This is a genomic window from Rhodopseudomonas palustris, assembly GCF_003031265.1.
GTDB classification, from domain to species: domain Bacteria; phylum Pseudomonadota; class Alphaproteobacteria; order Rhizobiales; family Xanthobacteraceae; genus Rhodopseudomonas; species Rhodopseudomonas palustris_H.
Window position 1 is genome coordinate 2,779,219 of the sequence record NZ_CP019966.1, and the last position, 22,847, is coordinate 2,802,065.

General features: G+C 65.3%; 40 protein-coding genes. 28 read left to right on the top strand and 12 right to left on the bottom strand.

Annotation, left to right across the window (positions count from 1 at the left end; all coding sequences use genetic code 11):
- Positions 1-22 precede the first annotated feature (22 nt).
- Positions 23-286: a hypothetical protein gene (locus RPPS3_RS12785; RefSeq protein ID WP_107344439.1), complete on the top strand. Its 264-nt coding sequence runs from the start codon at positions 23-25 to the stop codon at positions 284-286.
- 26 nt (positions 287-312) lie between these two features.
- On the opposite strand, the gene RPPS3_RS12790 is transcribed toward RPPS3_RS12785, so the two are convergent.
- The 10 genes from RPPS3_RS12790 to RPPS3_RS12840 all read right to left on the bottom strand — a co-directional run bounded on the left by RPPS3_RS12790 (position 313) and on the right by RPPS3_RS12840 (position 5,449).
- A complete protein-coding gene (locus RPPS3_RS12790; RefSeq protein WP_107344440.1) occupies positions 313-903 on the bottom strand; it encodes an HdeD family acid-resistance protein in 591 nt (196 codons plus the stop codon).
- Between the two features lie 829 nt (positions 904-1,732).
- The gene (locus RPPS3_RS12800) at positions 1,733-2,944 is read right to left on the bottom strand and encodes a tyrosine-type recombinase/integrase (protein ID WP_107344442.1); all 1,212 of its coding nucleotides are present in this window, start codon (positions 2,942-2,944) and stop codon (positions 1,733-1,735) included.
- Positions 2,941-3,210, bottom strand: a complete 270-nt coding sequence (locus RPPS3_RS12805; protein ID WP_107344443.1) for a hypothetical protein — start codon at positions 3,208-3,210, stop codon at positions 2,941-2,943. The genes RPPS3_RS12800 and RPPS3_RS12805 overlap by 4 nt, the downstream gene beginning before the upstream one ends.
- A gap of 109 nt (positions 3,211-3,319) precedes the next feature.
- Positions 3,320-3,571: a hypothetical protein gene (locus tag RPPS3_RS12810; RefSeq protein WP_107344444.1), complete on the bottom strand. Its 252-nt coding sequence runs from the start codon at positions 3,569-3,571 to the stop codon at positions 3,320-3,322.
- Positions 3,572-3,577: 6 nt separating this feature from the next.
- Positions 3,578-4,048, bottom strand: a complete 471-nt coding sequence (locus tag RPPS3_RS12815) for a hypothetical protein (RefSeq protein ID WP_107344445.1) — start codon at positions 4,046-4,048, stop codon at positions 3,578-3,580.
- Entirely contained in the window at positions 4,038-4,235 is a 198-nt protein-coding gene (locus RPPS3_RS12820) for a hypothetical protein (RefSeq protein ID WP_107344446.1), read from the bottom strand. Before RPPS3_RS12820 ends, RPPS3_RS12815 begins: the two co-directional genes overlap by 11 nt.
- Positions 4,232-4,477, bottom strand: a complete 246-nt coding sequence (locus tag RPPS3_RS12825) for a hypothetical protein (protein WP_107344447.1) — start codon at positions 4,475-4,477, stop codon at positions 4,232-4,234. The genes RPPS3_RS12820 and RPPS3_RS12825 overlap by 4 nt, the downstream gene beginning before the upstream one ends.
- A complete protein-coding gene (locus RPPS3_RS12830) occupies positions 4,477-4,749 on the bottom strand; it encodes a hypothetical protein (RefSeq protein ID WP_107344448.1) in 273 nt (90 codons plus the stop codon). Before RPPS3_RS12830 ends, RPPS3_RS12825 begins: the two co-directional genes overlap by 1 nt.
- Positions 4,749-5,129 carry a hypothetical protein gene (locus tag RPPS3_RS12835; RefSeq protein WP_159060672.1) on the bottom strand — a complete coding sequence of 127 codons (381 nt, stop codon included), beginning with the start codon at positions 5,127-5,129 and terminating at the stop codon, positions 4,749-4,751. The genes RPPS3_RS12830 and RPPS3_RS12835 overlap by 1 nt, the downstream gene beginning before the upstream one ends.
- An 11-nt stretch (positions 5,130-5,140) precedes the next feature.
- Entirely contained in the window at positions 5,141-5,449 is a 309-nt protein-coding gene (locus RPPS3_RS12840; protein WP_107344450.1) for a hypothetical protein, read from the bottom strand.
- 38 nt (positions 5,450-5,487) lie between these two features.
- On the opposite strand from RPPS3_RS12840, the gene RPPS3_RS12845 reads away from it, so the two are divergent.
- Positions 5,488-5,979, top strand: coding sequence for a hypothetical protein (locus RPPS3_RS12845; RefSeq protein ID WP_107344451.1), 492 nt, complete (start codon positions 5,488-5,490; stop codon positions 5,977-5,979).
- Between the two features lie 15 nt (positions 5,980-5,994).
- Entirely contained in the window at positions 5,995-6,351 is a 357-nt protein-coding gene (locus RPPS3_RS12850) for a hypothetical protein (RefSeq protein WP_107344452.1), read from the top strand.
- A 231-nt stretch (positions 6,352-6,582) separates the two neighbouring features.
- Here RPPS3_RS12850 and RPPS3_RS12855 read toward each other — a convergent pair whose 3' ends face one another.
- On the bottom strand, positions 6,583-7,230 hold the full coding sequence (locus RPPS3_RS12855) for a hypothetical protein (protein ID WP_107344453.1): 648 nt from the start codon (positions 7,228-7,230) through the stop codon (positions 6,583-6,585).
- A 115-nt stretch (positions 7,231-7,345) separates the two neighbouring features.
- Between RPPS3_RS12855 and RPPS3_RS12860 the strand changes: the two genes are divergently transcribed.
- Entirely contained in the window at positions 7,346-7,669 is a 324-nt protein-coding gene (locus RPPS3_RS12860) for a hypothetical protein (protein ID WP_107344454.1), read from the top strand.
- A gap of 11 nt (positions 7,670-7,680) precedes the next feature.
- On the opposite strand, the gene RPPS3_RS12865 is transcribed toward RPPS3_RS12860, so the two are convergent.
- On the bottom strand, positions 7,681-7,989 hold the full coding sequence (locus RPPS3_RS12865; protein WP_107344455.1) for a hypothetical protein: 309 nt from the start codon (positions 7,987-7,989) through the stop codon (positions 7,681-7,683).
- A 136-nt stretch (positions 7,990-8,125) separates the two neighbouring features.
- Between RPPS3_RS12865 and RPPS3_RS12870 the strand changes: the two genes are divergently transcribed.
- The 24 genes from RPPS3_RS12870 (at position 8,126) to RPPS3_RS12985 (ending at position 22,822) form a co-directional block, all read left to right on the top strand.
- The gene (locus RPPS3_RS12870) at positions 8,126-8,365 is read left to right on the top strand and encodes a hypothetical protein (RefSeq protein ID WP_107344456.1); all 240 of its coding nucleotides are present in this window, start codon (positions 8,126-8,128) and stop codon (positions 8,363-8,365) included.
- Between the two features lie 214 nt (positions 8,366-8,579).
- Positions 8,580-8,900: a hypothetical protein gene (locus RPPS3_RS12875; RefSeq protein WP_107344457.1), complete on the top strand. Its 321-nt coding sequence runs from the start codon at positions 8,580-8,582 to the stop codon at positions 8,898-8,900.
- A complete protein-coding gene (locus RPPS3_RS12880) occupies positions 8,897-9,184 on the top strand; it encodes a hypothetical protein (protein ID WP_107344458.1) in 288 nt (95 codons plus the stop codon). Before RPPS3_RS12875 ends, RPPS3_RS12880 begins: the two co-directional genes overlap by 4 nt.
- On the top strand, positions 9,181-9,360 hold the full coding sequence (locus RPPS3_RS12885; RefSeq protein ID WP_107344459.1) for a hypothetical protein: 180 nt from the start codon (positions 9,181-9,183) through the stop codon (positions 9,358-9,360). The genes RPPS3_RS12880 and RPPS3_RS12885 overlap by 4 nt, the downstream gene beginning before the upstream one ends.
- Positions 9,347-9,700, top strand: coding sequence for a hypothetical protein (locus RPPS3_RS12890; RefSeq protein ID WP_107344460.1), 354 nt, complete (start codon positions 9,347-9,349; stop codon positions 9,698-9,700). The genes RPPS3_RS12885 and RPPS3_RS12890 overlap by 14 nt, the downstream gene beginning before the upstream one ends.
- The gene (locus RPPS3_RS12895; RefSeq protein WP_107344461.1) at positions 9,700-10,029 is read left to right on the top strand and encodes a hypothetical protein; all 330 of its coding nucleotides are present in this window, start codon (positions 9,700-9,702) and stop codon (positions 10,027-10,029) included. Before RPPS3_RS12890 ends, RPPS3_RS12895 begins: the two co-directional genes overlap by 1 nt.
- Positions 10,026-10,451, top strand: a complete 426-nt coding sequence (gene ssb, locus RPPS3_RS12900) for a single-stranded DNA-binding protein (protein WP_107344462.1) — start codon at positions 10,026-10,028, stop codon at positions 10,449-10,451. Before RPPS3_RS12895 ends, ssb begins: the two co-directional genes overlap by 4 nt.
- Before the next feature lie 20 nt (positions 10,452-10,471).
- Positions 10,472-10,723 carry a hypothetical protein gene (locus RPPS3_RS12905; RefSeq protein ID WP_107344463.1) on the top strand — a complete coding sequence of 84 codons (252 nt, stop codon included), beginning with the start codon at positions 10,472-10,474 and terminating at the stop codon, positions 10,721-10,723.
- Positions 10,720-11,850: a DNA polymerase III subunit beta gene (gene dnaN, locus RPPS3_RS12910; RefSeq protein WP_107344464.1), complete on the top strand. Its 1,131-nt coding sequence runs from the start codon at positions 10,720-10,722 to the stop codon at positions 11,848-11,850. The genes RPPS3_RS12905 and dnaN overlap by 4 nt, the downstream gene beginning before the upstream one ends.
- An 11-nt stretch (positions 11,851-11,861) precedes the next feature.
- Entirely contained in the window at positions 11,862-12,113 is a 252-nt protein-coding gene (locus tag RPPS3_RS12915) for a hypothetical protein (RefSeq protein WP_107344465.1), read from the top strand.
- Positions 12,110-13,447 carry an MT-A70 family methyltransferase gene (locus RPPS3_RS12920; RefSeq protein ID WP_107344466.1) on the top strand — a complete coding sequence of 446 codons (1,338 nt, stop codon included), beginning with the start codon at positions 12,110-12,112 and terminating at the stop codon, positions 13,445-13,447. The genes RPPS3_RS12915 and RPPS3_RS12920 overlap by 4 nt, the downstream gene beginning before the upstream one ends.
- Positions 13,428-13,808 (top strand): hypothetical protein, encoded by a 381-nt coding sequence (locus tag RPPS3_RS24500; protein ID WP_159060673.1) that lies wholly within the window; start codon positions 13,428-13,430, stop codon positions 13,806-13,808. Before RPPS3_RS12920 ends, RPPS3_RS24500 begins: the two co-directional genes overlap by 20 nt.
- Before the next feature lie 13 nt (positions 13,809-13,821).
- Positions 13,822-14,304 (top strand): hypothetical protein, encoded by a 483-nt coding sequence (locus tag RPPS3_RS12930; protein WP_234819946.1) that lies wholly within the window; start codon positions 13,822-13,824, stop codon positions 14,302-14,304.
- Complete coding sequence (locus RPPS3_RS12935; RefSeq protein ID WP_107344468.1) at positions 14,301-14,567, top strand: hypothetical protein; 267 nt, start codon at positions 14,301-14,303, stop codon at positions 14,565-14,567. The genes RPPS3_RS12930 and RPPS3_RS12935 overlap by 4 nt, the downstream gene beginning before the upstream one ends.
- A complete protein-coding gene (locus RPPS3_RS24895) occupies positions 14,564-14,800 on the top strand; it encodes a Lar family restriction alleviation protein (protein WP_107344469.1) in 237 nt (78 codons plus the stop codon). Before RPPS3_RS12935 ends, RPPS3_RS24895 begins: the two co-directional genes overlap by 4 nt.
- The gene (locus RPPS3_RS12945; protein WP_107344470.1) at positions 14,797-15,075 is read left to right on the top strand and encodes a hypothetical protein; all 279 of its coding nucleotides are present in this window, start codon (positions 14,797-14,799) and stop codon (positions 15,073-15,075) included. The genes RPPS3_RS24895 and RPPS3_RS12945 overlap by 4 nt, the downstream gene beginning before the upstream one ends.
- Positions 15,072-16,304, top strand: coding sequence for a DUF7146 domain-containing protein (locus RPPS3_RS12950; RefSeq protein WP_107344471.1), 1,233 nt, complete (start codon positions 15,072-15,074; stop codon positions 16,302-16,304). The genes RPPS3_RS12945 and RPPS3_RS12950 overlap by 4 nt, the downstream gene beginning before the upstream one ends.
- The gene (locus RPPS3_RS12955) at positions 16,301-17,176 is read left to right on the top strand and encodes a DNA adenine methylase (protein ID WP_107344472.1); all 876 of its coding nucleotides are present in this window, start codon (positions 16,301-16,303) and stop codon (positions 17,174-17,176) included. The genes RPPS3_RS12950 and RPPS3_RS12955 overlap by 4 nt, the downstream gene beginning before the upstream one ends.
- Positions 17,173-19,536: a DNA primase family protein gene (locus RPPS3_RS12960; protein ID WP_107344473.1), complete on the top strand. Its 2,364-nt coding sequence runs from the start codon at positions 17,173-17,175 to the stop codon at positions 19,534-19,536. The genes RPPS3_RS12955 and RPPS3_RS12960 overlap by 4 nt, the downstream gene beginning before the upstream one ends.
- A 33-nt stretch (positions 19,537-19,569) precedes the next feature.
- Positions 19,570-19,932 (top strand): hypothetical protein, encoded by a 363-nt coding sequence (locus RPPS3_RS12965; protein WP_107344474.1) that lies wholly within the window; start codon positions 19,570-19,572, stop codon positions 19,930-19,932.
- Positions 19,929-20,198, top strand: coding sequence for a hypothetical protein (locus RPPS3_RS12970; RefSeq protein ID WP_159060675.1), 270 nt, complete (start codon positions 19,929-19,931; stop codon positions 20,196-20,198). Before RPPS3_RS12965 ends, RPPS3_RS12970 begins: the two co-directional genes overlap by 4 nt.
- Before the next feature lie 519 nt (positions 20,199-20,717).
- Positions 20,718-21,428, top strand: coding sequence for a transcription termination/antitermination protein NusG (gene nusG / locus RPPS3_RS12975; protein WP_159060676.1), 711 nt, complete (start codon positions 20,718-20,720; stop codon positions 21,426-21,428).
- 597 nt (positions 21,429-22,025) lie between these two features.
- Positions 22,026-22,256, top strand: coding sequence for a hypothetical protein (locus tag RPPS3_RS12980; RefSeq protein WP_159060677.1), 231 nt, complete (start codon positions 22,026-22,028; stop codon positions 22,254-22,256).
- Positions 22,253-22,822, top strand: a complete 570-nt coding sequence (locus RPPS3_RS12985; protein WP_104512776.1) for a hypothetical protein — start codon at positions 22,253-22,255, stop codon at positions 22,820-22,822. Before RPPS3_RS12980 ends, RPPS3_RS12985 begins: the two co-directional genes overlap by 4 nt.
- Positions 22,823-22,847: the final 25 nt, after the last annotated feature.

A 22,847-nucleotide genomic window follows, 5' to 3' on the forward strand; every position in this document is an offset into this window, starting at 1 on the left:
CGTGGATGGAAGGAGAGCTCCGATGAAATCTGTGATGATCGCCGCCGCGATCCTGACCCTGAGCGGCAGCGCGGTATTGGCGCAATCCGGCAGCGGCACAGGCGGTTCGGCCGGCTCGACGATGTCGCCGGGCGTGTCCGATGGTGGGGCAGGGCTCCGGCAAGCGCCGATCGGGCATCTGCAGCCGCGCCGCAACGACACGCCGCCGGAGCGGACCATCGATCAGATCGATCCGGCGGATGCCGCGCTCGACCGCAAGATCAAGAGCATCTGCCGCGGCTGCTGACGCGAACCGCGGCAGACGTCGCACAACTAGGTGCTCTTACGGGCGGCGAGCGCCATCGCGATCAGCGAGGTGCCGCCGAACACCAGATTGATTCCGATCAGCAGGCCGATCGCCCAGACGGTGCCCGGCCAGCCCGAGATGATGATGAACGCCACCAGGATGTCGGCGATACCGGCGGCGAGCATCCAGCCCCAGCGCTCCGACATCCGTCCGCGATGCTGGAAGGCGTACATGATGGTCGCGACACCTTCGGCGAGGAAATAGACGCCGACGATGAAGGTCAGGGTCAGCGTGCCTTGCAGCGGCATCGCGATCAGCACCAGCCCGGCGACCAGCGCCAATGCGGCCGACAGCAGCGACCACCAGAAGCCGGGGCCCTTGCGCGCCCAGATCGAAAACCCGACGCCGGCCACACCGGCGATGAAGAACAGCCAGCCGAGCATGATGGTGAAGGTGATGCTGGCGAGCAGCGGCAGCAGGATCGCCGCAAAGCCGATGATCAGTAGCAGAATGCCTTCGAACAGATAGGCCTTCCAGTGATCGCGAATGGCCGCCTCGACGCGCGCTTGCAGGCGCTCGACGTCTTGGGGGCGAAGGCTGTCATCTGGCAGAGACATGGGACTTCTCCTTTAATGGTTCCCATTCAGGAACCTACCCCGCGCAACGCACCTCGGCGTTAATAGTTCAACGGTATTCGGCGTGTTGGTCCGCGGGGGTGCCGGCGAATCGAAACGGCGTCGGGAATCAGTTAATTGTAGCGTTCGATTGCGACGACTTTGGCGGGAGACGACCGATGGTCCCAGCCGTTTTGCATCTAGTCGCGTTGGCGCTTGCGATCACGCTGTTCGTGTTCGCCTGACTTCAAGCGCACAGGACTTCAGACTGAGAATATCCACCACCCGCCGATCATGAGCATCGGGCGGGAAGTCTCAATTGCGCGTGCCTCTGGTTCGCGTCCAATTCACCCGCCGGCAAACACTTGCGCAACCATGTCCAGCGCGGTCGCCGGCCGAATCCGCACATTGGATTCGCTGGGCATCCAAAAAGGGAGTATAAAGAAAATATTCAATTTAAAATTGTGGTCGCGGCGTTCGCACCACAAGCAATCAGTCTCCGTTAGGAGGCGGCATGTGCAAAGACAAACGGCCCCACTGCAGCAGATGCGGTGCTCGCACGGGGCTCGCCCGGGTGTCCCCGGTGCGATCGATCGAACTGCGAATCTACGAATGCGCCAGCTGCGGCCAGACTGATTACTATGAGGTCAGCCCAGACCCGCACGCATCATGGGGATTGCTCGCCGGTGACCGACTGGCTGGGATTCTTGCAGCGCTGAAGAGGAATGATGGCGCTCCCTAGCGGACTGGAACCGGTGCTGTATTAGAAAGTAACTTCAATGACTTAGCTTGCCGGTGGGTCACGTTTATTTTCGGCTGTGAGAAAAGTGGGTCACATTTGCGCCGGTGGCCCGCGTCTTTTGGCCTTTTTCGGCTTTCCTCCTTCGTTCACGGTCTGGCCGAACCAGACCAGGTTCATCGCGCTGCCGGCGATGCGCTGTTGGTTGGCCTTTTTCGTGTATAGCTCGGCCTGCTGCAGCGTCTTCCAGCCGAAGATGGCCATGAGCTGGTGCGGCGTGGCGCCGCGCTCGGCCGCGATGGTGGCGCCGGCCTTGCGGAGGCCGTGGGCGCGCCCGGGCACGCCGGCCTCGACGCACCTGTCCCCGAACCAATTGCCGAGCCCCTTGGTCGTGTAGGGCTGGCCGAACTCGGTCTCGAGGAAATTGAGATCCCCGCAGGTCGACGCCGCCAGCACCTCCTCGAGCTCTGGCAGGATCGGGATCACCAGATCGACCGGACTGCGCCGGCGGTTCTTCTGCTGGCGGAAGGCCAGCCATCGCCCGGGATGGGCGCGGCGCATCTCTTCGCTGACATGCTCCGGCCGGCGGATGTGCTGCTTGCCGAGCCGCGCCACGTCCGACAGCCGCTGGCCGGTGAGCAGGAACAGATTGAGCGCCAGATACGCCTTGGTGCCGATCGGGTGGCGCCGCTTGAACTGCTGGATTTCCTCGATCGTCCAGGTGTGATGGCCTCCGGTCTCGATCCGCTCCAGCAGCTCGACCGCCTTGGCGGTGTTGCGCGTGACCAGCGGCTTGGGTTGTACCTTTACGGCCCATTTGTAGAGCTGGCGCAGCGCCTTCACCCGCATGTTGGCGGAATCGACAGAGGTCAGCGCCTTGCGATCGCGCAGCTTGATGACGACCTCTTCGGGCAGCTCGCAGTGCATCTCGCCGATCAGGTCCGGGCTGCCCTCGCGCATCGGCTCGTCGCACAAGAGGCGAAGGATGGCGCGGCGCACCTTCTGCGTCGACTCGTCATAGGCGCGGAACTCCTGGCTGCGGCGATAATATTCCTCGACCAGCCAGCGCAGGGAATTGACCACCACGCGCGGCGCCGGTGGCCGCGCCGGGGCAGGGCTGCCGGGCAGCGGCTGGCCGGCCAGGGCGGCGGCGAACTGCTGGTGAAACTCGGCGGTGCCGGGCTCGGCGCGGATGCGGATCTTCGGCTGGCCGCGCTTGCGAAAATAATACCGGTCGTTGCCGTGGCGATCGGTGTCCTTGTAGAGGTAGCGGCAATCCAGCGGGGGCATGACGGCCTCGGTCACACCACGTTGCTCCAGTCGGTGCGCGGGGCGCGCGTGCCGGGCCTGGGGGTGGCGCTGCCGTCATCCATCAACGCCTCGAAGGCTTCGTCAAGTCGCAGCCGGTCCCACAACCGGCAGCCATCCACGAGCCTGCCGGCCGGCATCCGGCCATCCTCGACCCATTCGAGGAATTTGGTCTTGCCGACGCCGACATATTCGGCCGCTGCTTCGAGGCGAAGGCCCCGCGGCTGCAGGCCGGAAAACGATCGCGGCGAGATCGATCTCATGGGCGCGACGGCTCCTGCGGCTCGTCCGCATCCGCCCGCTCCAGCGCGCGGGCTTCGTGCAGGATGGCTGCGACGAAGAGGCCGAAGGCGGCGAGGGCGATGAGGGTGGTCATTTGGGATCTTGCTGAGAAGCAGGAAGCGGAGACCACTTCCACGGCTGCGGGATTGGTTCGTCCGGGCCGATCGGGCTGCCGTCATCGAGGTTCACGTAGCACTCGCGGTCCGGCCCGCAGCACTCCGCATGGATGATGCCGCCGCTTACGTCGTTGTAGACGTCGTCGCCCTCTTTGAGGGGGATGTCGCAAGCGATGCAGCGGTCGACGTAGTCCTCATCGCCGCCCGGCTCCAGGTGAGAAATCATTTTCGATCACCCATTTTGTTCGCTGGAGCGGTCAGGTGCGGATGAAATTGGGATTGAGCTCAGAACCCGGCCGAGTTCTTCGTGGAATGATGCCGCGAGGCGTCGATCAAGAAACACGTCGGTGAAGTTGGTGCCGAACCCAAACGTCAGCATGACGTCTGCTTTCTCTTCGATGCATCCAACGCAGTTTGGTCCGTTGGCGCGAGCAAATTCAGGCTTGATGGATGTTTGGCTCATGCTGCTCTCTCCTGGATTAACCTTCGCTCGTGAGGCGATTTTCTCGACCAGCGCCCAGCACGATTGCTCGTGGTTGTGCGCTTCGATTTTGAACGTGTTGCTCGCCGCGGGCGTGAAGGCGCTCGCGGTTTCAAACGCCGTGACTTTGTAGTCCGACAGCTTGGCGAGATCGCTGATGTTGACGGCGCAGGCGGTCGCAATCGGTCGGCCGTTGAGGCTGACGATGATCTCAAGCGCCATGGCTCTGCTCCGTGATCACCAGCACCGGCGCGCTGCGGGGTGGCGGGCGGAGGCGCTGGGCGAATAACGCAGCGATCTCGCGGGCGCGCTGGCTGCGGTAGCTTGGATCGTCGTGGCTCTTCGGCACGACGGGCGACATCACGACGGCGACGCCATCGGCGGATGCGGAGGCGAGGAGCGGGGTCATGCGGAGGCCTCGCGCGTGTCAGCCCCACCCGGCTCCGCTCCGCTTCGCCGCGGCAGGCCCCCGACCCCTCCCCGCAAGGGGGAGGGGAGGGCGTCGCCGAGGCCGCCGGTGGCCATCTGGTGGCGGGCGCCGGCGCGGCAGATGGCGCTGATGCTGACGCCCTTGGTTTCCGCGTAGTCGCGCAGCGCGCGGGCGAAGCTCTCCGGCATCTTGATGCCGACTTTGACGATCGGTTCGGCCATCAGCCTTGCTCCATTTCGCAGGCGACGGTGCCGAGGACGCGGTCGAGCTGCTGATCGCTGATCACCAGCGTGGCGTCGTTGGCGGCGCGTGGCCACGGCCAGGGCTTGGTGTCGTCGATCAGGCCGAAACGCTTGATCAACTCCAGCCGTTGCTCGGTGGTCAGATTGCGGTTGCTGGACCAGAATCCGAGCATTGCGGCGTGGCGATCGTCGCGGTCGAGCGGCGGCAGCTTGGGGCGATAGGGCGGGAAGGCGAGCAGGTCTTGCGACATCAGCGCGCTCCCCAGCTCACGTTGGTGACGGTCGGCTTCAGCATCTGCAGGGCGACGGCGGTGACGGCCTGCTTGCTCGGATGCTGCGGACGCCATGGCGGCGGGGTGTGGCGGGCGCGTTCGGTTTCGTCGCCTTCGCGCGCGTAACAATCGATTTCGAAGGTGTCGTCGTCGAACTCGATGCCGCGCTCGCGCTCGTCTTCCGCCGTGAGCGGCATGAAGGTGATCTTGCCGCCGATGCCGGCCGGCCACATCACGCGGCCAGGATGCGCCAGCTCGTAGGCCCTGCAGATCTCACCGGCGATCTGCAGCAGCTGCTGCTCGATGTCGTCTGTCAGTTCGACGTCTTCGGCGAAGTTGATCTCGATCTTGCGCACCATCATCGCCCCCGTCAGTGCAAGCGGGTCGGCTGCAGGCCGGCCAGCAGGGTGGCGCGGTGCAGGGCGATGCCGAGGTCGTGGGCGGCGCGGACGGCGCGGGCTTTGGCCAGCGTATCGCGATAGGCGATGCGGCCGGCGGGCGTGCGCTCGAAGCGGATGATCAGCCGGCGCTCGGCGTCGGCGAGATACGCCACATCGGTGCCGGCGATGACGGCGAAGCCGAGCCGGGCAAGCCGGCCCTGCAGCAGCCGCTCGGCGAGCGGGCCGCGGCCGGCGGTGGACGGCGCCGCCGCGGCGGCTGGAACGGAACTCAGGCGCATGGCAGGATACTCCCGGTTGAGGACACGAGGTTGCGACGATGAAACGGGAAATCGTTCTCAGCGCCCTGGCGGCGCTGCTGCTGAGCGGCGCGGCGCAGGCGGATTACTCGGGACGGCAAATCGGGAGCTGGGTGACCAAGGCGCGCGAAGATCGGTTCGGCGACGGCGGCAGCTACATCGCGCTGACGACGTCCGGCGGTGCGGCGCTCGGCGTCCGTTGCATCGGCAAAACGCTGTCGCTGGCGATGATGGAGCTCGGCGACTACGCGCGGCCAATCAACGAAGGCGATCGGTTCGAGTTCAAGTTCAGGGTCGATAAGGGCGAGGTGGTCGCGCTGAGCGGCGTCGCCATCGGTGGCCGACTGATCCAAATTGCGGCGCCGCGCAGCCTTGTCCGCGCGATGCGCGAGGGAAAGGAAACGGCGATGCGGGTCGAAACCGCCGACGGTGTCAGCGCGGTGGTGGTTTTCCAGATGCTCGGTGCGCCGAAAGCCTTCGCCGATCTCGCCAGAGAATGCGGGCTCGATTGAGCACAGGGGGGTGAAATGGAGAATGAGTCCATCGTCGCCGGGTTGGTGTTCTTCGCCATCTTTGTCGTCGTTCCAGCGATTGTCTTGGCGCGCCGCGAATGGGCCTATCGCCGGCAGGAAGCGCAGGCCGGCCAGGAAGCCGCGGTGATCATCGAGCACGTGCGCATGACGTGGGTTGGCATCGTCAGCCTGATGCTGCTGGTGCTGACGGTGATCGGCGCGATCGTGGCGTACATCGCGGCTAGAACGGAATTTCAACAGGTCCAAGCGGGTGTGTCGCTGATCGGCAGCGTGCTGCTGTTCGGCCTCGGCGTCGCACTGGGCCGCCGGCGCACGTACCGGGTGCTGCGGTCTGAGCGGCCGAACGCCTGAACTAACCTGATCGCTGGCTGTACGGCTGGCTTGCATCGTCGTCGCCCGGATGGCGCGGACGAAATCGTCCGGCGCACGATGCAACGATAGCGCAAAATTCGATTAATGCAATTCCATGTTGCAATCGACGCAATCAGACTTGCGTCGATGTTTCACGTGAAAGCAATTGTGGGCGCGCGCGGATGCGGCCGGGGCAAATCACCGCGTGAAATGGCGAAGCTTCGGTGGGGGTTAGTTCGGGCGCGGGCGCAGGCGGTGCGGCAGGATCAGGCCTTTGACGATGACGCGGTCATCGTCCACCAACAGCGGCTTGCGCAAGGCGGGATCGAACGTGGCGGCCACCAGATAGGGCGGCTCCAGGATACGCATCACGGTCTCGGCGGTGCCGCCCCGCCAGTTATAGACCTGGGCGCATGCCGGCTCGCTGGCCCGTGGCATGGTCGATAGGTCCACCAGCACCACGTCGCCGGGCATGAAGCCGGCGCATTCGAGGCTGCGGCTGCGGATCACCCACGGATCAATGTTCTTCTTGTTTCCAATGATGGTGGCGATCATCGCGGCGAGCGTCGGATCGCCCGCATCGGCTTCGTAGCGCGTCGCGTCTTCGCGGAATTCGGACGGCTGCTTTTGCGGCTCAGGCTCCAGGCTCGGCGCGGCCAGCCCGGAGAATTCCTCAAGCCGGGCCAGGGTGCCGGCGCTCATCTTCGAGATCTGACCGTCCTTCGGCCTGTAGATCCGCGTCAGCGTCGACGGCGAAATATTCAGCAGCTTGGCGATGGTGGTGGGCTGTTTCTTGGTCTCTGCCACCACGTTGTGGAGGTAATCGCGATGCATGCGGGCGACGCGTGCGTCGATCTGTTCGTCGGACTTCCTGGCCAAGTGCGTTCTATCCGTAGCGATTGCGCTACGGAGAGTATGCACCGGGAAGGTTTCCACTACATCTTGCAACATTGCGCTTGCGAGAGTTCGACGAATCAGATTTCAGATTGCAATTATGCAATCGCACCCTATCACAGACATCCTACAGATCAAGGAGCGCGCCGCTGCGGTGCGCCTGACGATGAACGATGTGGCGCGGCTGGCTGGCCTTCCGGCTTCAACCGCCCACGCAAAGGCCCGCGACGGCCGAATTCGTGACGTCCGCTCCTCGACGCTCGCAAAGCTCAGTTCGGCGGTGATCGCCGAGGAATTGCGTCAGCGGGATTATCTGGTCGGGCTCCACGGATTACCGGCTGAACCAGCTGTCCCAGAGGCGCCGGGAAATGGTTCCGAACACGAACCAATTCCCGCTGCGGCTGACGGGGAGGCGGTGTCGTGACGGCCTGGCTGTCAGTTCGGCGGCTTGGCCGCGTCGCGGATCGCCTGGCGGGCGCCCTGCGTCATCTGGCGGAAATTCTGCGCCACCGGCACCAGCGCCTGCCGCGGCAGAGCGACCCCCTCGGGCGGGTGATCGGTGAACTTGGTCAGGCTGTCGGCGGCCAGCACCTCGATCGCGTGGATCGCCTTGTCGGCGGCGGCGGGATCGACCTTGGCAAAGGCCAGCGCCAGATCCTCGAAGGCCTGGGCCATCATGGTCAGGCTCCATCCGGCCAAGATCAGCTCGGTGGCGAGTCCGTCTGCGGAGCGGTTCAACTCCATGGGGCGTATCTCCAGTGGTGCGCGGCGCATCACGTCGCGCCGCGATGGTTGCCCGGAAACCGGGAGGCGCGAGCATGACCGGCGCCCGCCATCGCCTCAATGACGTCACGCAAGCGCGCCGAAAGGCGGTGTCGTGATGGACGCCGCGATCCAGACCCTCGACCTGATCGCCCGGGCGGCGCTGCTGATCGTCGCCGCGGCGCTGATGATCGCGGTGGTGCAGCGCTGCCTGCCGCGCGCGCTCGGCCGCAAAGCCGCCGACCCCGCCTTCGACCCCGAGGCCTGCCCCTACGGCGAGCGGCCCGGCTTTTCCGCGCGCGAGCTGAATCAGTTCCGGCCGCGCTTGGGCGGCCGTGCTGACCGGGGAGGGGTGTGATGTTCGGGATGAGGACGTTCGATCGGTACGGAGTTGGCCGCGCCATTCTGTCGTTCCTGCTGCGGCCGGCTGCAGTCGCCAGCCCTGAAGCGCTCCGTCTGGTTCACGGCGCTCGCTCTGGCGGGCGAGGCCACAGCGGCAGCAAACGCGAAACTTATCCGCGCAGCGGTGTTGGACGCTGGGGCAAGCGCTACCTGCTCAAAGGGGTGCGGCCGTGAGCCGGGCGCTGGACGATATCGCGGCGGAGCGGAAACGCCAGATTGATGTCGAGGGCTGGGGCGCGCGGCACGACGATCGTAGCGGCGGCGACTTGGCCGTTGCGGCGGCCTGCTACGCGCTGCCGGCTCAACGGCTGTCAATGATGGTTGACCCTTATGCCACCGAAGGCGTCTCGCTTCTATCGAGTTTGTGGCCCTGGTCGCACGAATGGTGGAAGCCGAAGGATCGGCGCCGCGATCTCGTTCGTGCTGGCGCGCTGATCGTCGCCGAAATCGAGCGGATTGATCGGCTTGAAGAGCGGATCGGCGCGAAATGACCGAGCCCGCCCCGCCTTTCAATCCGTTCACCGGCACCACCCGCGCACGCCTGCTGTTGCTCGCAGGGCTGCTGCTGAAGCGCCAGACGGTCAGCGACTCGTCGATCCGCTGTGTTCTCAGCAATGGCGAGGGGGTGTCGCAGGGCTACGCGGAGAGCCATGTGACCGAGCTTCGACGGCAGCTGCCTTCGGGCGTTTTGGTGCTGCGAGAGCGCGGCGTTGGTTACTACGTCAACGACAAGGCGAAGCTCGCTGCCTTCCTGCGCGGTGAGGTCGCCCGATGAGCCCGCTGGATCGCGCGTGTGACTTCGTGGCGCTGCATCCGATCTCATCGGTGGGGTTGTTGCTGCTGGCGTTCGGTGCCATCGGCAGCGGTGCGGCGCTGATCGGGGCCTGGCTCGACACCCAAGTCGAAACCTTCATCCGCTTCGTGCGCGGGGGCTGCGATGTCGCGACCTGACGGCGCCGCCGCCCGCCTTTCGCCGGCCGAACAACTCTCCTTCGTGGCCGCGCGTGCGATCGCAGCCGGGCAGGCTTACTTGCGCACCCGCGATCAGCAGGCGCTGGCGGGCGAGGTGGCCACGATCACGGCGATGGTCGCGCAGCTGCCGGACGAGGTGCAGGCGCTGCCGCTGATGGCGTTTCTCAGTGCGTATGTGCAGGCGCTGGCGCTGGTGCCGCTGGTCGGCATCGACCGCAAAGAATTCATCGCGTTGGCGATCCTCGCCTATGAGCGGCTGCTGCGCTCGGCGCATCGCGATCAGCGCGACGCTCCTCAACTGATTGCCGGAGCCAGCTGATGACCGCGACGCGGCCGTTTTCCGCCACGCTGAACGAACTGATCGTGCTTTCCGAAGAGGTGATCACGCGGCCTTCGGCGCAGCGCGATCCGCGCTGGACCGAGCGGATGATGCGCGTGGCCGCCGAGGTGCGGCGGGCGGATGCGCGGCCGTGCGATGGCCCGCGCACCAGCTTCGGCGCGATGAGCATGGTGGTGACGCTGGAAGGCCTGCTCGCCGCGCAAGACGAGCAGAAACCGCTGTGGCGGATGCACGCGGCCAGCGCGCTCGAGCTGGTGCGGATCGATGCCTACCAGGAACTGTGCAACACGCGGGAGCGTCAGGGATGAGCGGCAGCGTCAACAAGGTAATCCTGATCGGCCGGCTCGGCGCCGATCCCGAGGTGCGGCGGCTGCAGGACGGCAAGCCGGTGGTGACGATGCGGATCGCCACCTCCGAGAGCTGGCGCGACAAGGACACCGGCGAGCGCAAGCAGGCGACCGAATGGCACCGCGTCGTGATCTTCAATGAAGGGCTGTGCAAGATCGCCGAGCAGTATCTGAAGAAAGGCGCGAACGTCTACATCGAGGGCCAGATCAAAACCCGCAAGTGGACCGATCAATCCGGCGCCGATCGCTACACCACAGAGATCGTGCTCGCCGCCTTCCGCGGCAGCCTGACGATGCTGGAATCCTCCGGCGCCGGCCGCCCGGCCAGCGAAGAGAGCTATGGCGCCGAGCGCAACGATCTCGATGACGAGATTCCGTTCTGACGGCGGCGAGGGGATTAGCGATGGAAGATGATTTTTCGACGGTGTTGGACGCGCTGAATACGTCACCCGCGGACGTCGACGGCGCTATCGAGTTGCTAAGCGAACTGCGAGACCGGACGAACTTCGTCTTTGTCGATGAAGTCGATAGCCTCCTTCGGGCCGGCCTGCTGGATGATGCGAAGCATCGTCTTCAACTTTGGATCAGCCCGAAATACCCCAGCGTCGCAGCTTGCGAGGATGAGTATCGGAGAGCCATGGGGTTAAACGCATGAGCCAGGGCAAGGTTACTGTTGGTCGGGACGATTTGCAGCCTGTGCTGCGGCAGGTTGCCGCCGGAGCGGCGCAGACCGGGAAGGGGTTTGCTTCGATCTTAACTAACGTCTTGATCACCTTTGAATCCGAGACCTTGCGCCTGATGGCGACAGACATCGACAGCGCGATTGACGGAGTCGTTCCGGCTGCGGGCCATGCGAACGGGGGCATCACCGTTACAGCTGCGCTGTTTGATCAGCTGGTCTCCGACTTCCCCGCCGGCAGCGACATCACAATCGAATGGGATGACGATGCGCGCATTGTTGTGCGGTGTGGTCGGTCGCGCTTTACGCTTCATGCGCTGCCAGCAGCAGACTTCCCATCAGACGCAGTCAAGGTCGATGGCGGCGTGACCTTCTCGATGTCGGCGGCGCTGCTGCGGCGGACATTGGGGATGGTGTCATTTGCCATGCTCACCGGAAAGGAACGGATGTACTTGCGTGGCGCGTTGTTCGAGCGTCGCGATGGTGTGCTGAGGCTTGTGGCGTGCGATGGCGCCAGGCTTGCCATGGTGACCATGGGCAGCGTGCCGACTCCTGAGTTTGATGCGGTGTTGGTTCCGGTCGAGATGGTGAACAACATCGTCCGGATGATCGACGCGAAGACGGCGGCCGACGCGATTCTACACATCACCGGCGCTGCGATTGCCGTCACGGTCGGAAGCATCACCAAGCGGTCGAAGTTGGTCGATGCGCGGTATCCTGACTACATCCGGACAATCCCAGGCACCAATTCGCACGTTGCGCTGATTGAGGCGGCGGCGCTTCGTCAGAGCGTCGACCGCGTCAATCTCATCAATCGCGCGCAGTCGAACGGGCGCGGGATCAAGCTCTCGTTTGAAGGTGGTGAGATGAAACTGTCCGCCGTCAACGCTGACGTTGGCGATGGTGAGGATCGGCTTGATGTTGAGCAGTGCGACCCATTCAGTCTGGATATCGGGTTCAACGGCGAATTCCTCAAAGACATGCTCGGAGCAATCGACGCGGATGTGCTTCGGATCAAGATGGCTGGGCCGATGGACCCCGCGGTGTTCGAGATCGTTGGCAGAAACGACGCTCTGTTTCTGCTGATGCCTCTTCGTGTTTGAGGAGGTGCGCCGTGGGTGAGACCTCCTATCCGTTCTTCCGAATCGCGCGCGCGTTTGGTGTGCCGTATGGCCTGGTGCTGGCCTATCGCGATGCAGTGATCAAGGCCGCCGCGATCAGATTTGTTTCGCTCGACTACTGGGAGCGCCGGGCGTGGTCAGCCCTGAGTGGAACGTCAGCCGGCCTCGCCATCGTCTATGCGATCGAGCGTGAAAGCTGGCGGCGGGCTGGTGTGCTTTATCAGCCCGCAGGTGACCGCGCATGAACGTGCTCGCGCAATACGCCGAGGCGCGGGAGGTGCTGGCGAAGCTGGCGGCGGGGCTGTCGCGGGCGGAGTCGTTCGACGAGTGGTCGGCGATGCGGCTCGATCTCGAGCATGTGAAGCTGCAGGCCAAGCTGATCAAGGATCGCGCGCTGCTGATCGAGGCGCAGGTGACGCAGGTGCGGGCCGAGCGGCGGCTCGGCGCGATGCTGGCGGAAGCGCGGGAGGCGGGAACGCTCGCGGTGCAGAGCCAGGGGCGACGGCCTGCGGCGGACGTAGCGGCGGAGGAATCCGAAGAGGCGCCGCCGCCGGCGACGCTGAAGGAGATCGGCATCGACAAGAAGCTGGCCGCCCGCGCCGCGGCCGCGGCGCAGCTCGCCGACGATGCGTTCGAAGAGCTGCTGCAGGCGACGCGGGAAAAATTCGCGTCCGGCAAGGCGATCATCGTCGATCCGATCAAGAGCGCGGAGAAGACCGCGGACATCCAGCGCCGGCGCGACAACCACGCGGCCCGCACCGTCTCCGGCGGCCGGGTCGAGGATCTGCATCAGCTCGTCCGCGAGGGCCGCAAGTTCGGCTTCATCGGCATGGACCCGCAATGGCAGTACGCGACCTGGTCGGATGCCGGCGCCGGGCGCAGCGCGGGGATGCACTACAAGACGGAGGATCTGGATGCGATCGCGCAGATGCCGGTCGGCGAATTGCTCGCCGATGGCGGCGCGCTCGGCATGTGGGTGGTGGATTGGGCTCTCGATCAGGCCGCCGAGCTGATCCGGCGTTTCGGCCTGACCTATATCACGGTGCTGTTCACCTGGGTGAAGACGACGGCACGGGCGAACGAGATCATCGCCAAGCTGCTGGCCGACGGCGTGTCGATCGACATCGCGGACAATCGGCTGTGGCACTTCGGCCAGGGCCATTGGAGCCGGGCCAACCCGGAAATGTGCTGGCTGGCCACCAAGGGCAAGCCGAAGCGGCTCCATGCCGATGTGCGGCAACTGATCGTCGCGCCGATCATGGAGCATAGCCGCAAGCCCGACGAATGGCTGGCGCGCGCCGAGCGGCTGTTCGAGGGCCCGTATCTCGAACTCAACGCGCGCCGCCTTCGGCCCGGCTGGGTGAGCTGGGGTGATGAGCTGGAATTCACCGGGGTGGCGACGGCGATCGATGCGGGCGTTGCGACGCGCGGCACCCCCACCCGGCTTCGCGATGCTTCGCCGCGGCAAGCTCCCGACCCCTCCCCGCAAGGGGGAGGGGAGACCGATGCCGAGCCGCTCGATCTGCCGGCGTTTCTGCCCCTCAACAAGGAGAGCAACCATGACGATGCGCAGCCGTGAGTTTCTTGGTGTGAAGCTGGTGCCGATGGGCTCGCGGGTGCGAAGGGCCGTAACAGTGTTTGAGGGCCAGAACTATGTCTATGCGTTGCTCCCGTCTGGATCGGTGGCGGTGAATTCGAGGGACATTTTTCTAGATCGGTTCGATCGATGGACATATCTGCGCGCCTCCGTGGCTCGGGATTTGGCGAAGATCGGCGCGGTGACGGACGAGGTGGCCGCCAAGTTCATATCGGACGAAGAGTCCGATCCCGCGCGGAAGGAAGCTCGCCGCATCGCCGACGATCTCGAAGCGAACTTGTCCGGCCTCGGCCTCAAGCTCACCCGCGCGCAGCAGCGTGCGATCGCCAAGCTGACGAAGTGAGTGGGGCTGACTGATGAACCAGCAAGCGCCGCTCGATAAGCGCTCGGTCGAGATCGCCGACCAGATCGTGCCGGACTACCGCGGCGGCCAGCGCAGCTACTCTTGCACGGGCACGATGGCGAAGCGTTGGGGCGCAGCAAACGATGCGGCGCGGCTTGCTTTGGTCGAGCCGTTCCGCCAGCGCCTCGCCAATCGTCGCCAGCACGAAATGATCGCGGTCGAGCACGATCACCTGCCGTTCAAGGTCGGCATCGGCCGCGAGCGCGACCCAGAGACGGGCGAGCTCCGCGCCGTCGCGGAAGTGTTCATCAATGCACAGAAGGTCAATTCCTACATCGACGCGCTGGTGAGCGATGCGGCGATCCTGATGTCGATGTTGCTGCAATACGGCTGCCCGGCCGAAGACATCGCCCGCTCGATGAAGCGCACGCCGAGCGGCGAGGCGTCCAGCGTCCTCGGCGTCGCGGCGCGGCTGATCTGCGAGACGGGGGAATGACCGATTCCCCGCGCAGCCCGGTGACGTTTCAGCGGCTCGGCCTGGGGCGCGAGGCGGTGGTGCTGGGGCGGGTGCAGGTCGGCGAGATCATGGAGATCGAGGGCGATCGTGGCGGCGCGTGCTTTCGGCTGAATTTGCCGGAGGCGAGCACCACCAGCTGGCGCCCGGTGCGCGATCGCGACGAAGCGCGGCGGCTGTCGCGCGGCCAAGTGAGCGACTGGATCGAAGCCGCAGGCCTGCGGCCGGTGAGGGCGAAGGGATGAGGATTGCTAAGGCGAAACCGTGCCCGTTCTGCGGATCGACAGACAGCTTTGTTGAGCGGATGAATCTGTCGATGTGGCAGCGGGTCTGCAACGATTGCTTCACGCATGGCCCGTGTGTTCACGACGACGGCCGTGATCTGAGTGAAGAGCGCGCCGAGGCCGAAGCAACAAGGGAGTGGAACAGGCGTAAGAGGCGGCGGCGCGGCGTCGACGTGGGGATCTCGATGCGATGACCGCGGCTCCGAATGAAGCTCCTCTGCCGCCACCGGGGAAGACCACGCTGGATGCGATGTATCTGGCGGCGGATAGCGCGATGCGGGATGCCGAGGCAGGGCTGGTGCGCTGGCGCGGCGAGGCCGGCACCGATGCCGGCAAGGGGTGGGTGGCGCACTACACCGAGCGGCGCAATGCGTTTGCCGGCGTGCTGCGGCTGATCGAGAAGATCCGCGTCGATCAGTCGGTGTACGAGGCGCTGTTCCCGCAGGCGAAGGCGAGGGCGCAGCGATGAGCGCTGGAGTTGCCCGCCGCTTTTCCGAAGCCGATCTCGCGCAGATCCGCGAGCGCAATCCGGTGGCGGAGGTCGCCGGGCAATATGTCACCCTGCGGCGCAGCGGCGCGAGAATGATCGGGCCGTGCCCGGTGTGCGGCGGCGGCGCGAAATCGAAATCGGCGTTCGAGGTGAAGGCGGACGGCGAGACCTGGGTGTGCGCCGTCTGTAGCGACGGCGGCGATGTCATCCGGCTTGTGGAGAAAATCGAGAACTGCAGCTTTGTCGACGCCTGCGAGCGGCTCGGCGGGCAGCGCAGTGCAGATCCCGCAGCCGTGGCGCGGCTGGCCGAACAGCGCGAGGCGAAGCGCCTGAAGCGCGAGGCCGATGCCGATCGCTATCGCGAGCAGGAGCGGCGGCGGCTGCGGAACATGTGGGACGGCGCCGAGCCGCTGCGCGGCACGCCGGCGGAGCGATATCTGACTGCGACGCGCGGGCTGATCCTGCCGGACAAGACACCGGGCCTGCGCTTCTTGCCCGCCGCGGCTTACTTCCACGGCGAGGAAGAGGACGAGCGCGGGCGGATCAGTCGCGCGGTGCTGCATCGCGGCCCGGCGATGATCGCGGCGTTCATTCGCGGCGACGGCCGGTTCGGCGGGCTGCACTTCACCTATCTCACCGACACCGATCCGCCGCGAAAACTGGAGCTGATCGATCCGGCGACCGGCGAGATCCTGCCGGCGAAGAAGATGCGCGGCAGCAAGGCGGGCGCGCATATCCTGTTTGCGCGGGAGAGTTTGCGCGATTGCGCAAACCCGCAAACTGATCCGAATGCGTGCCAGGCCCGCGTGTTGGTGATCGGCGAGGGGATCGAGACCGTGGGCTCGGTCTATACCGCGCATCGGATCGCCGGCCGCAGCATCGACGATTACGCCTGGTGGGCCGCCGGCGATCTCGGCAACCTCGGCGGGCCGCATTTCGAAAACCTGGCGCACCCGACGGCAAAGCAGCCGAACGGGCACCCCAAGCGCGTGCCGGGCCCGCTGCCGGATCTCGACAAGCCGGGACTGCTGATTCCGGACAGCGTCGAACACCTGACCCTGCTCGGCGACGGCGACAGCGACCCTGTTCTGACTCACTACGCGATGGACCGCGCCGCCCGCCGCTACGCGCGGCCGGGCCTGACCATTCGCATCGCCTTCGCGCGCGCGGGCGGGGATTTCAATGGAATGCTGAGGGGCGGGGAATGAGTGCCCCGACGCGACCGGTTTTGCGCTGGCATGGCGGCAAGTGGCGCATCGCGCCGTGGATCATCTCGTTCTTTCCGAGGCATCAGATCTATGTCGAGCCGTTCGGCGGCGCGGCGTCCGTGTTGCTCCGGAAGCCGCGATCGCCAGCGGAAGTTTACAACGACCTCGACGGCCGGCTGGTGAATCTCTTCCGCGTGCTGCGAGATCCCGAGAAGGCATCGGAGCTGCAGCGGCGGATTGGCCTGACGCTCTATGCTCGCGACGAATTCGAGTGGTCCTACAGCGCGCCGATCGACGATGTCGACGATGCCCACAAGATGATCGTTCTGTCGTTCATGGGGCATGGATCAGACAGCGCCTCGCGCGGCTGTCGCACTGGATTCCGCGCCAAGATGACGGACGCGCGTGCGCTGCCCTCGAACGCGTGGGCGAACTGGCATCGCTCGGTGCCGGAATTTGTCGAGCGGCTGCGCTCGGTGACGATCGAGCGGATCGACGCGATGCAGTTGTTAGTTCGCTACGACACCCCGTCGACGCTGCTGTATTTCGATCCGCCGTATCTGCCGGAGACTCGTTCGTCGCTGATCGGCCGCTCGGCGAACACGCACGGGTATCGGCATGAGATGGATCGGGAGGCGCATGCGGCAATGCTCGATGCGCTGTTGCAGATCAAATCGATGGTGGTGCTCTCCGGCTATCCGGATCCGCTGTACGACGAAATGCTTTGCGAGTGGACGCGCTTCGAAAAACGGACCTTGGCGGATGGCGCGCGCGAGCGCCTCGAGGTGCTGTGGATCAATCCCGCATGCGCCGCGGCGCTCGATCGTGAACACCGCGGGGCGCAGCTCGAGCTGATCGGAGCCGAGGCATGACCGGCCCCTCCGACATCCTCGATCTGATCGACTCGGCCGAGCCGTTCGAACCGCAGGCGGCGGCGATCGATGCTGATGCGATGCGGAAGGTGGGGTTTGGCGAGCTCGGCCGCATCCTCGCCGGCCTTCGCGCGGCTGCGGGCGAGGCGCGCGCTCCGGCGCTGGAACAGGCCGCAGAGCAGGCGGGGCGGCTGATCGGCGCCGGGGCGCTGCACAGGGGGCTGGCGATCGCCGATCTCGCCGAGGCCGCGCGCGAGATCGGGCTCACTGCGGTGACGGCGTCGATCAGCGCCGCTGTGCGGCGCGGGGAGGCCGAGCCGATCGACTTGGCGACAATGCGCCGCGCAGCGGCGCCAGGCGAACAGAGGCGGGCGCGCACGCGCGCGCCCGACCGCATTCTCTCTTCCCCCGATTCTTCTTCTTCCGTGCCTCCCTCTCCCCGCGGGGAGACCGGCGAACCCTCGCAAACCGCGCCACAGGCGGCCGGGGAGGGCGATGTTGATTTTTGCGACCAGATTGGAGGCGGTGAGTTCGATCCCGCCTCGTCTTCGCGCTCCGCGCTCTCCCCCGACCCCTCCTCCTCCGGGGAGGAAGCAGGCGAAACCCTCGCAAATGGCGACGGCACGGACGACGCCGAGGACGAGGATCTGGGCGATGACGACGGCGGCGACGAACCGCCGGAGCACACGATTCCACCCGACACCTTCCGCGCCTGCGCCAAGCTCGATCAATCGGACGTCGACAACGGCAAAAGGCTGCTCGCTTACTTCGGCGAAGATCTCTTGGTGCGGCAGGAAGACGACGTGCCGGCCGGCCAGAAGCTGGCCTGGACCGGGACGCACTGGGACCTTTCCGGCGGCGAGGCGCTGGCAAACTTGATCGGCCAGAAGGTCGGTGACCTGATCAAGGTGGAGGCCGGTTACATCGAATACACGCCGGCCGAACAGGCGGCGGTGGACGCCGGCAAGCGCGCGCGCAACCAGCTGAAGCACGCACCGCCGCCACAGACGCCGGCCGACAAGGCGCATGTCGCGGCGCTGGAGGATATCGTCGAGGCCGCCGACGATGCGGCAGCGGCGCGCAGCAAGCGGCGCCAGGCGCGCAAGAAATGGGGCGTGAGCACGAAGAACGCCTCGCGCATCAACGCGATGCTGGCCTGCGCCGCGCCGCACCTGCGCCGCCACCCGGACGCCTTCAACGCCGATCCGCTGCGCTTCGCGACGCTGACGCACACGCTGCGGTTCGTCCCCATGATGGACGATGAGAATCCGGACCCGAACACATCGCGGCCGCTGCTCGATCCCGCCACCGGCCGGGTGCGCTGGCGGCTGGAGGTGACCGAGGGCCACGACCGCGACGACATGATCACCGCCGTGGTGCCGTTCGCGTTCGATCCCAAGGCGACGTGTCCGGACTTCGACAAGTTTCTGGATCTGTTCCAGCCGGAGCCGAAGAAGCGCCGCACCGTGCAGCAATTCACCGGCATGAGTCTGACGGCGCAGCCGGTGCAGCGGATCATGTATCACACCGGCACCGGCGGAAACGGCAAGAGCGTGTTCCTCGAGGTGATCAGCCGCGTGCTCGGTGACGGCCTGGCGGTGGGCCTGCCGGCGGAATCCGTCTCTGGCGAGGCGCACAACAATCCATCGGCGCCGACGCCCGATATCGCCCGCTGCTACGCGAAGCGCTTCATCCGCGTTTCCGAGCTGCCGAAGGATCAGCCGGTCAAGGCCGAAATGGTGAAGCGCCTCACCGGCGGTGAGAAGTGGCCGGTGCGCACGATGTACAAGGGCTATTTCGAGTTCAAGCCGACCGGCAAGCCGCATATGAGCGGCAACGGCGAGCCGAAGCTCGACGGCACCGACGGCGGCTTGCGGCGGCGCTTCGTCATCGTGCCGTGGAGCGTGACGCTGCCGCCGGAGAAGCACCGCGACTTTGAGGATGTGGTGAGCGAGATCGTCGCCGGAGGCAGCGGCATTCTGAATTGGCTGATCGCCGGCGCGCTGGATTTTCTCAACAACGGGCTGGAGATCTCCGACGAGATCGCGGCCGCGACGGAAGCGCACTTCGCCGAGATGGACCCGGTGCAGCGCTATGTCGACGCCCATGTGCGGCCGGACCCCGGCGGGCCCGGCGTGCAGGCGCGCGCGATGTGGGAAGGCTGGCAGGCCTTCGCCCACGCCAACGGCATGAACGCGCGCAACGAGACGTGGTTCGGCCGGATCATGAAAGCCAAGCTCGAGCAGAACGACCCGAAAGCGCGGGTGCGGTTCTACATCAACGTCAAGCTGGTCGATCTGCCCGAGACGCGGCACCCGAACGAACCGCCGGACTACGCGCCGGGCGGGGAGGAGTTTTGAGTGTGTTCAACCGGAGAATGTGGAGAAGTTGAGATGGTTCGTTTGATCGATTTTATCGATAGCGAAGCGATGCCGGCGCCGGACAAGATCGTCAAATACAAGGGCGGGATATTCTGCCCGGCAATGTTTCACTTCGCCCCGGAGGGCTCGGACTACAAAGAGATCGCGCGCGAATGCGGGTTCGATATCGCGACGTCCTATATGGAGCGCGAGCTCGATGATGACCATCCTTTGATGGTCAGATACTTCGAAAATGGAGAATCGGAAACCGTCCTCGAGGAGTGGGTTCCTGAGGTGCGAGAAGGCTGGAAGTTGGCCGGCCTCTACGACACCGAAGATGGGCCGTGCGCCTTGTGGATTAAGCCGATTGAGCCAGCCGCCGAGCAGCCCAAATGATCTGTCCTCCCCAACCAGCGCTCGTATTTGTGCCGGCGGCGTGTCCGCGCTGCGGCGCGCGCAACACGGACGAGGCCGACAGCCTGTGCGAGCCGCAGCAGGACAGCAGCGGCGAGTGGGACTGCCCGGCGAGGTTCGGCCCCGACAACCAGGTGATCGCGCCGACAGCCGAGAGCGTCGCGGCGATCGAGGCGTGGATCGACGTGCACCACGACTGCCACGACGGCGTGTGCTGCGCGGCGCCGGCCGGGGAGGCGACATCGTGACCGGGCATCGCCTCGCCAGCATCGATCGGCCGCCGCGCCGGCATGATCCCGGCGGCTCGCGCGCCTCGCCGGCCGCGATCCACGCGCGCGAGCGTGGCAGATCGGCGACAGTGTTGCACACAAAGCACCGAGAGTTGCGAGGGTTACGCGAGGGTCGCGAACTAACTCTCGCGCGTCGGAAATCGCTGTGCCGCAATGGCTTTTCGCGCTCCTGCGAGGGTCGCGAGGGTTTCGCGCGCGTGTATGCGTGTGAGAAGGGGGAGTGGGGGCACCCAGCGCCTCGGCGAAGCGGAAACAAAGACTCACATACGTTACGAGGCAAACCCTCTCTACCCTCGCAGATTTCAGCTAACGAGCTGATCTACTTCACTAATAACCCTCGCAACTTTTCGTCTAAACCCTCTCAAACTATCGCAAACCCTCGCAGCCCCTCAAAGCAACCGAGACCACCCTGATCTTCGCTCTCGAATTCGAAATTGGTACCGAACTGGAACTAATTCTTGCGGAGGGATGACGGCGATGACGATGGCGGCGGAGAAGGCGGGGAATTTGGATGAGGTGCGCGAGGCGCTGCGGGGTGAGTTGCAAGTCGGGCAGATCGTCGATCATGCGGGCCGCAACGAGTACTTGGCGGAGATCGTGCCCGGCGCGCGTGGTGCGTGGTATGCGGTCGAGACGGTTCCGGGGGAGGATCGGATCGCGGCGGCATGGCTCTGTGCGCGGCGGTTCGGTGTGTATCTGCCGGAGCTGAAATTCGTGGAGGATCGGAGAGGCCGAAAGGTCGATGTCGTCAGGCTGATGTTCCCTGGCTACGTGTTCGTATTCGTTTGGGATATCGATGCGCACTTCACGCGCATCCTTGCCTGCCCTGGAGTTCGCGGTGTGGTGATGACGCAGCGAGCCCCTGCCGTTGATGATCGAGTGTCGTTTCGCCTTCGAGGTGGATTGGAGCCGGTGAAGGTGCCTGATGCGGCGATCGACCAGATCAGAACGGTGGAAAACTTCTTGAGGCCGGTGGCGCTGGCCGGCGCCGCTGATGCGGCGCAGGCGACGCGTAAGAAGCGCCCGCGCCGCAAGCACTACGCGGGCGAACAGCCTGAAGAGGTCGTCGTGGAGGCGCCGGCTGTCTTTGGGTCTCGGGGCTGGTCTGAGTTTTCGCGTGCGATGATGGCTCTTGACGACGTGGGACGGAATCGGGCATTGCGCGAACTGTTAGGCCTCTCCTCGTAGCCGCTCGGTGATCCGTCACCGAGGACATGGTCTCGGAGGTGGCGGATGGAGCCGGCAAAACGCGAAAGCGGTCGGCGGGTGTGATGGACTCAATCCCGAGCGAAAGCAACCAGGGCAAGGCCGGAACGGCTGGGGTATCAATCGGCCCCGTAAGACGATCGACCACCGGACAGGGTTGTGAGTAGGCGAGCCGACGCGGATCGGTGCGAAGCCCCGGCGGAAACGTCGGGGCTTTTTGCTTCGTAGGGTGTGCGACAGATTTACCCAATGCAGGTTGGAGGACGATTCATGATTGGCCCGTTCTAGCCCGATGGATCAGTAATCTTGTTTTCAAAGCCCCGGCGGAAACGCTGGGGCTTTTTACGTCATAGGGTGACCAGCGCGAGTTGGTACCGTGATTGTGATCACGTCTGTTTCACGTCCCCAACGTGAGGCGTTTCCTCCCTAGACTTCGGCCCGCCGCACTGGACCCGTGCGGCGGGCCGTTTCGTTTCGGTGATAGGTAGCGGCCTGCGACTCCGGTCTGGCTTCCCGGCTTTCCCATTCCGAAGCGCCCGCCGCCGACCTCCAAGGGTGAGACGGCAAAGGCCATCCGCGTTGATCGTCCTCGGCGCGGATGGCCGATGCTCGAACGAAAGCGGTTTAGCGATGTGCCGATGCAAAGAGCGGCGCGAGGCGCTGGTGAGTGCCGCGAAGTCGGCGGTTAAAGGCGATGCCGATGACGTGGCCAATCAGCTGCAGTTTGTCGGCCGATCCTCGATCGAAGATATCGCCAATTTGTTCAGCCGTGGTGTTGCGGCGTCAAAGCAGCGGCTGCTGAACCGATGAGTGGTGCGCCGCTCACCCTGAAGGTCGATGCAGCGCCGATTGCGCGCATGGCGAATATGTTCGGGGCGCTGCAGCGGCAAACCCGCGCGCTGGTAATGGTCCGCGCCGTCAATCACACCGGGGCCAAGGCCCTGACCCAAATGCGTCGCGTCTTGGTGCCGCAGACCGGGTTGAAGTATCGGACGCTGAAGCGTGCGGTGACGGCGAAGAAGGCCTTCAACGGCGGCGACTTCGTCATCAAGTCGCGCGGCGGTGACATCCGGCTGAAGTTCTTCAAGCCGCGCGAAACGCGGAAGGGTGTCGCGGCGTCGCCATGGAACCGGCGAAAGGTGTACCCCGGGACGTTCACCAAAGGCGGCCGATTTCCCAAGCGCGTCGCGCTGTCGATGGGTGGCACCGTCCTCCGGCGCACCGGGAAATCTCGCGGGCCGCTGAAGGTGGTCCGGTCCGGCCTCTACATTCCGACCGAGATGGTCACGGGTAATTCGGAGGCGGCGTTCTACGCCACGGTCGAACGGGAGCTACCGCCTCGCATCGCGCACGAGCTTTATCGCGTGCTCGGGTAGCGGGATACGGTAGCGCCGCATTTTC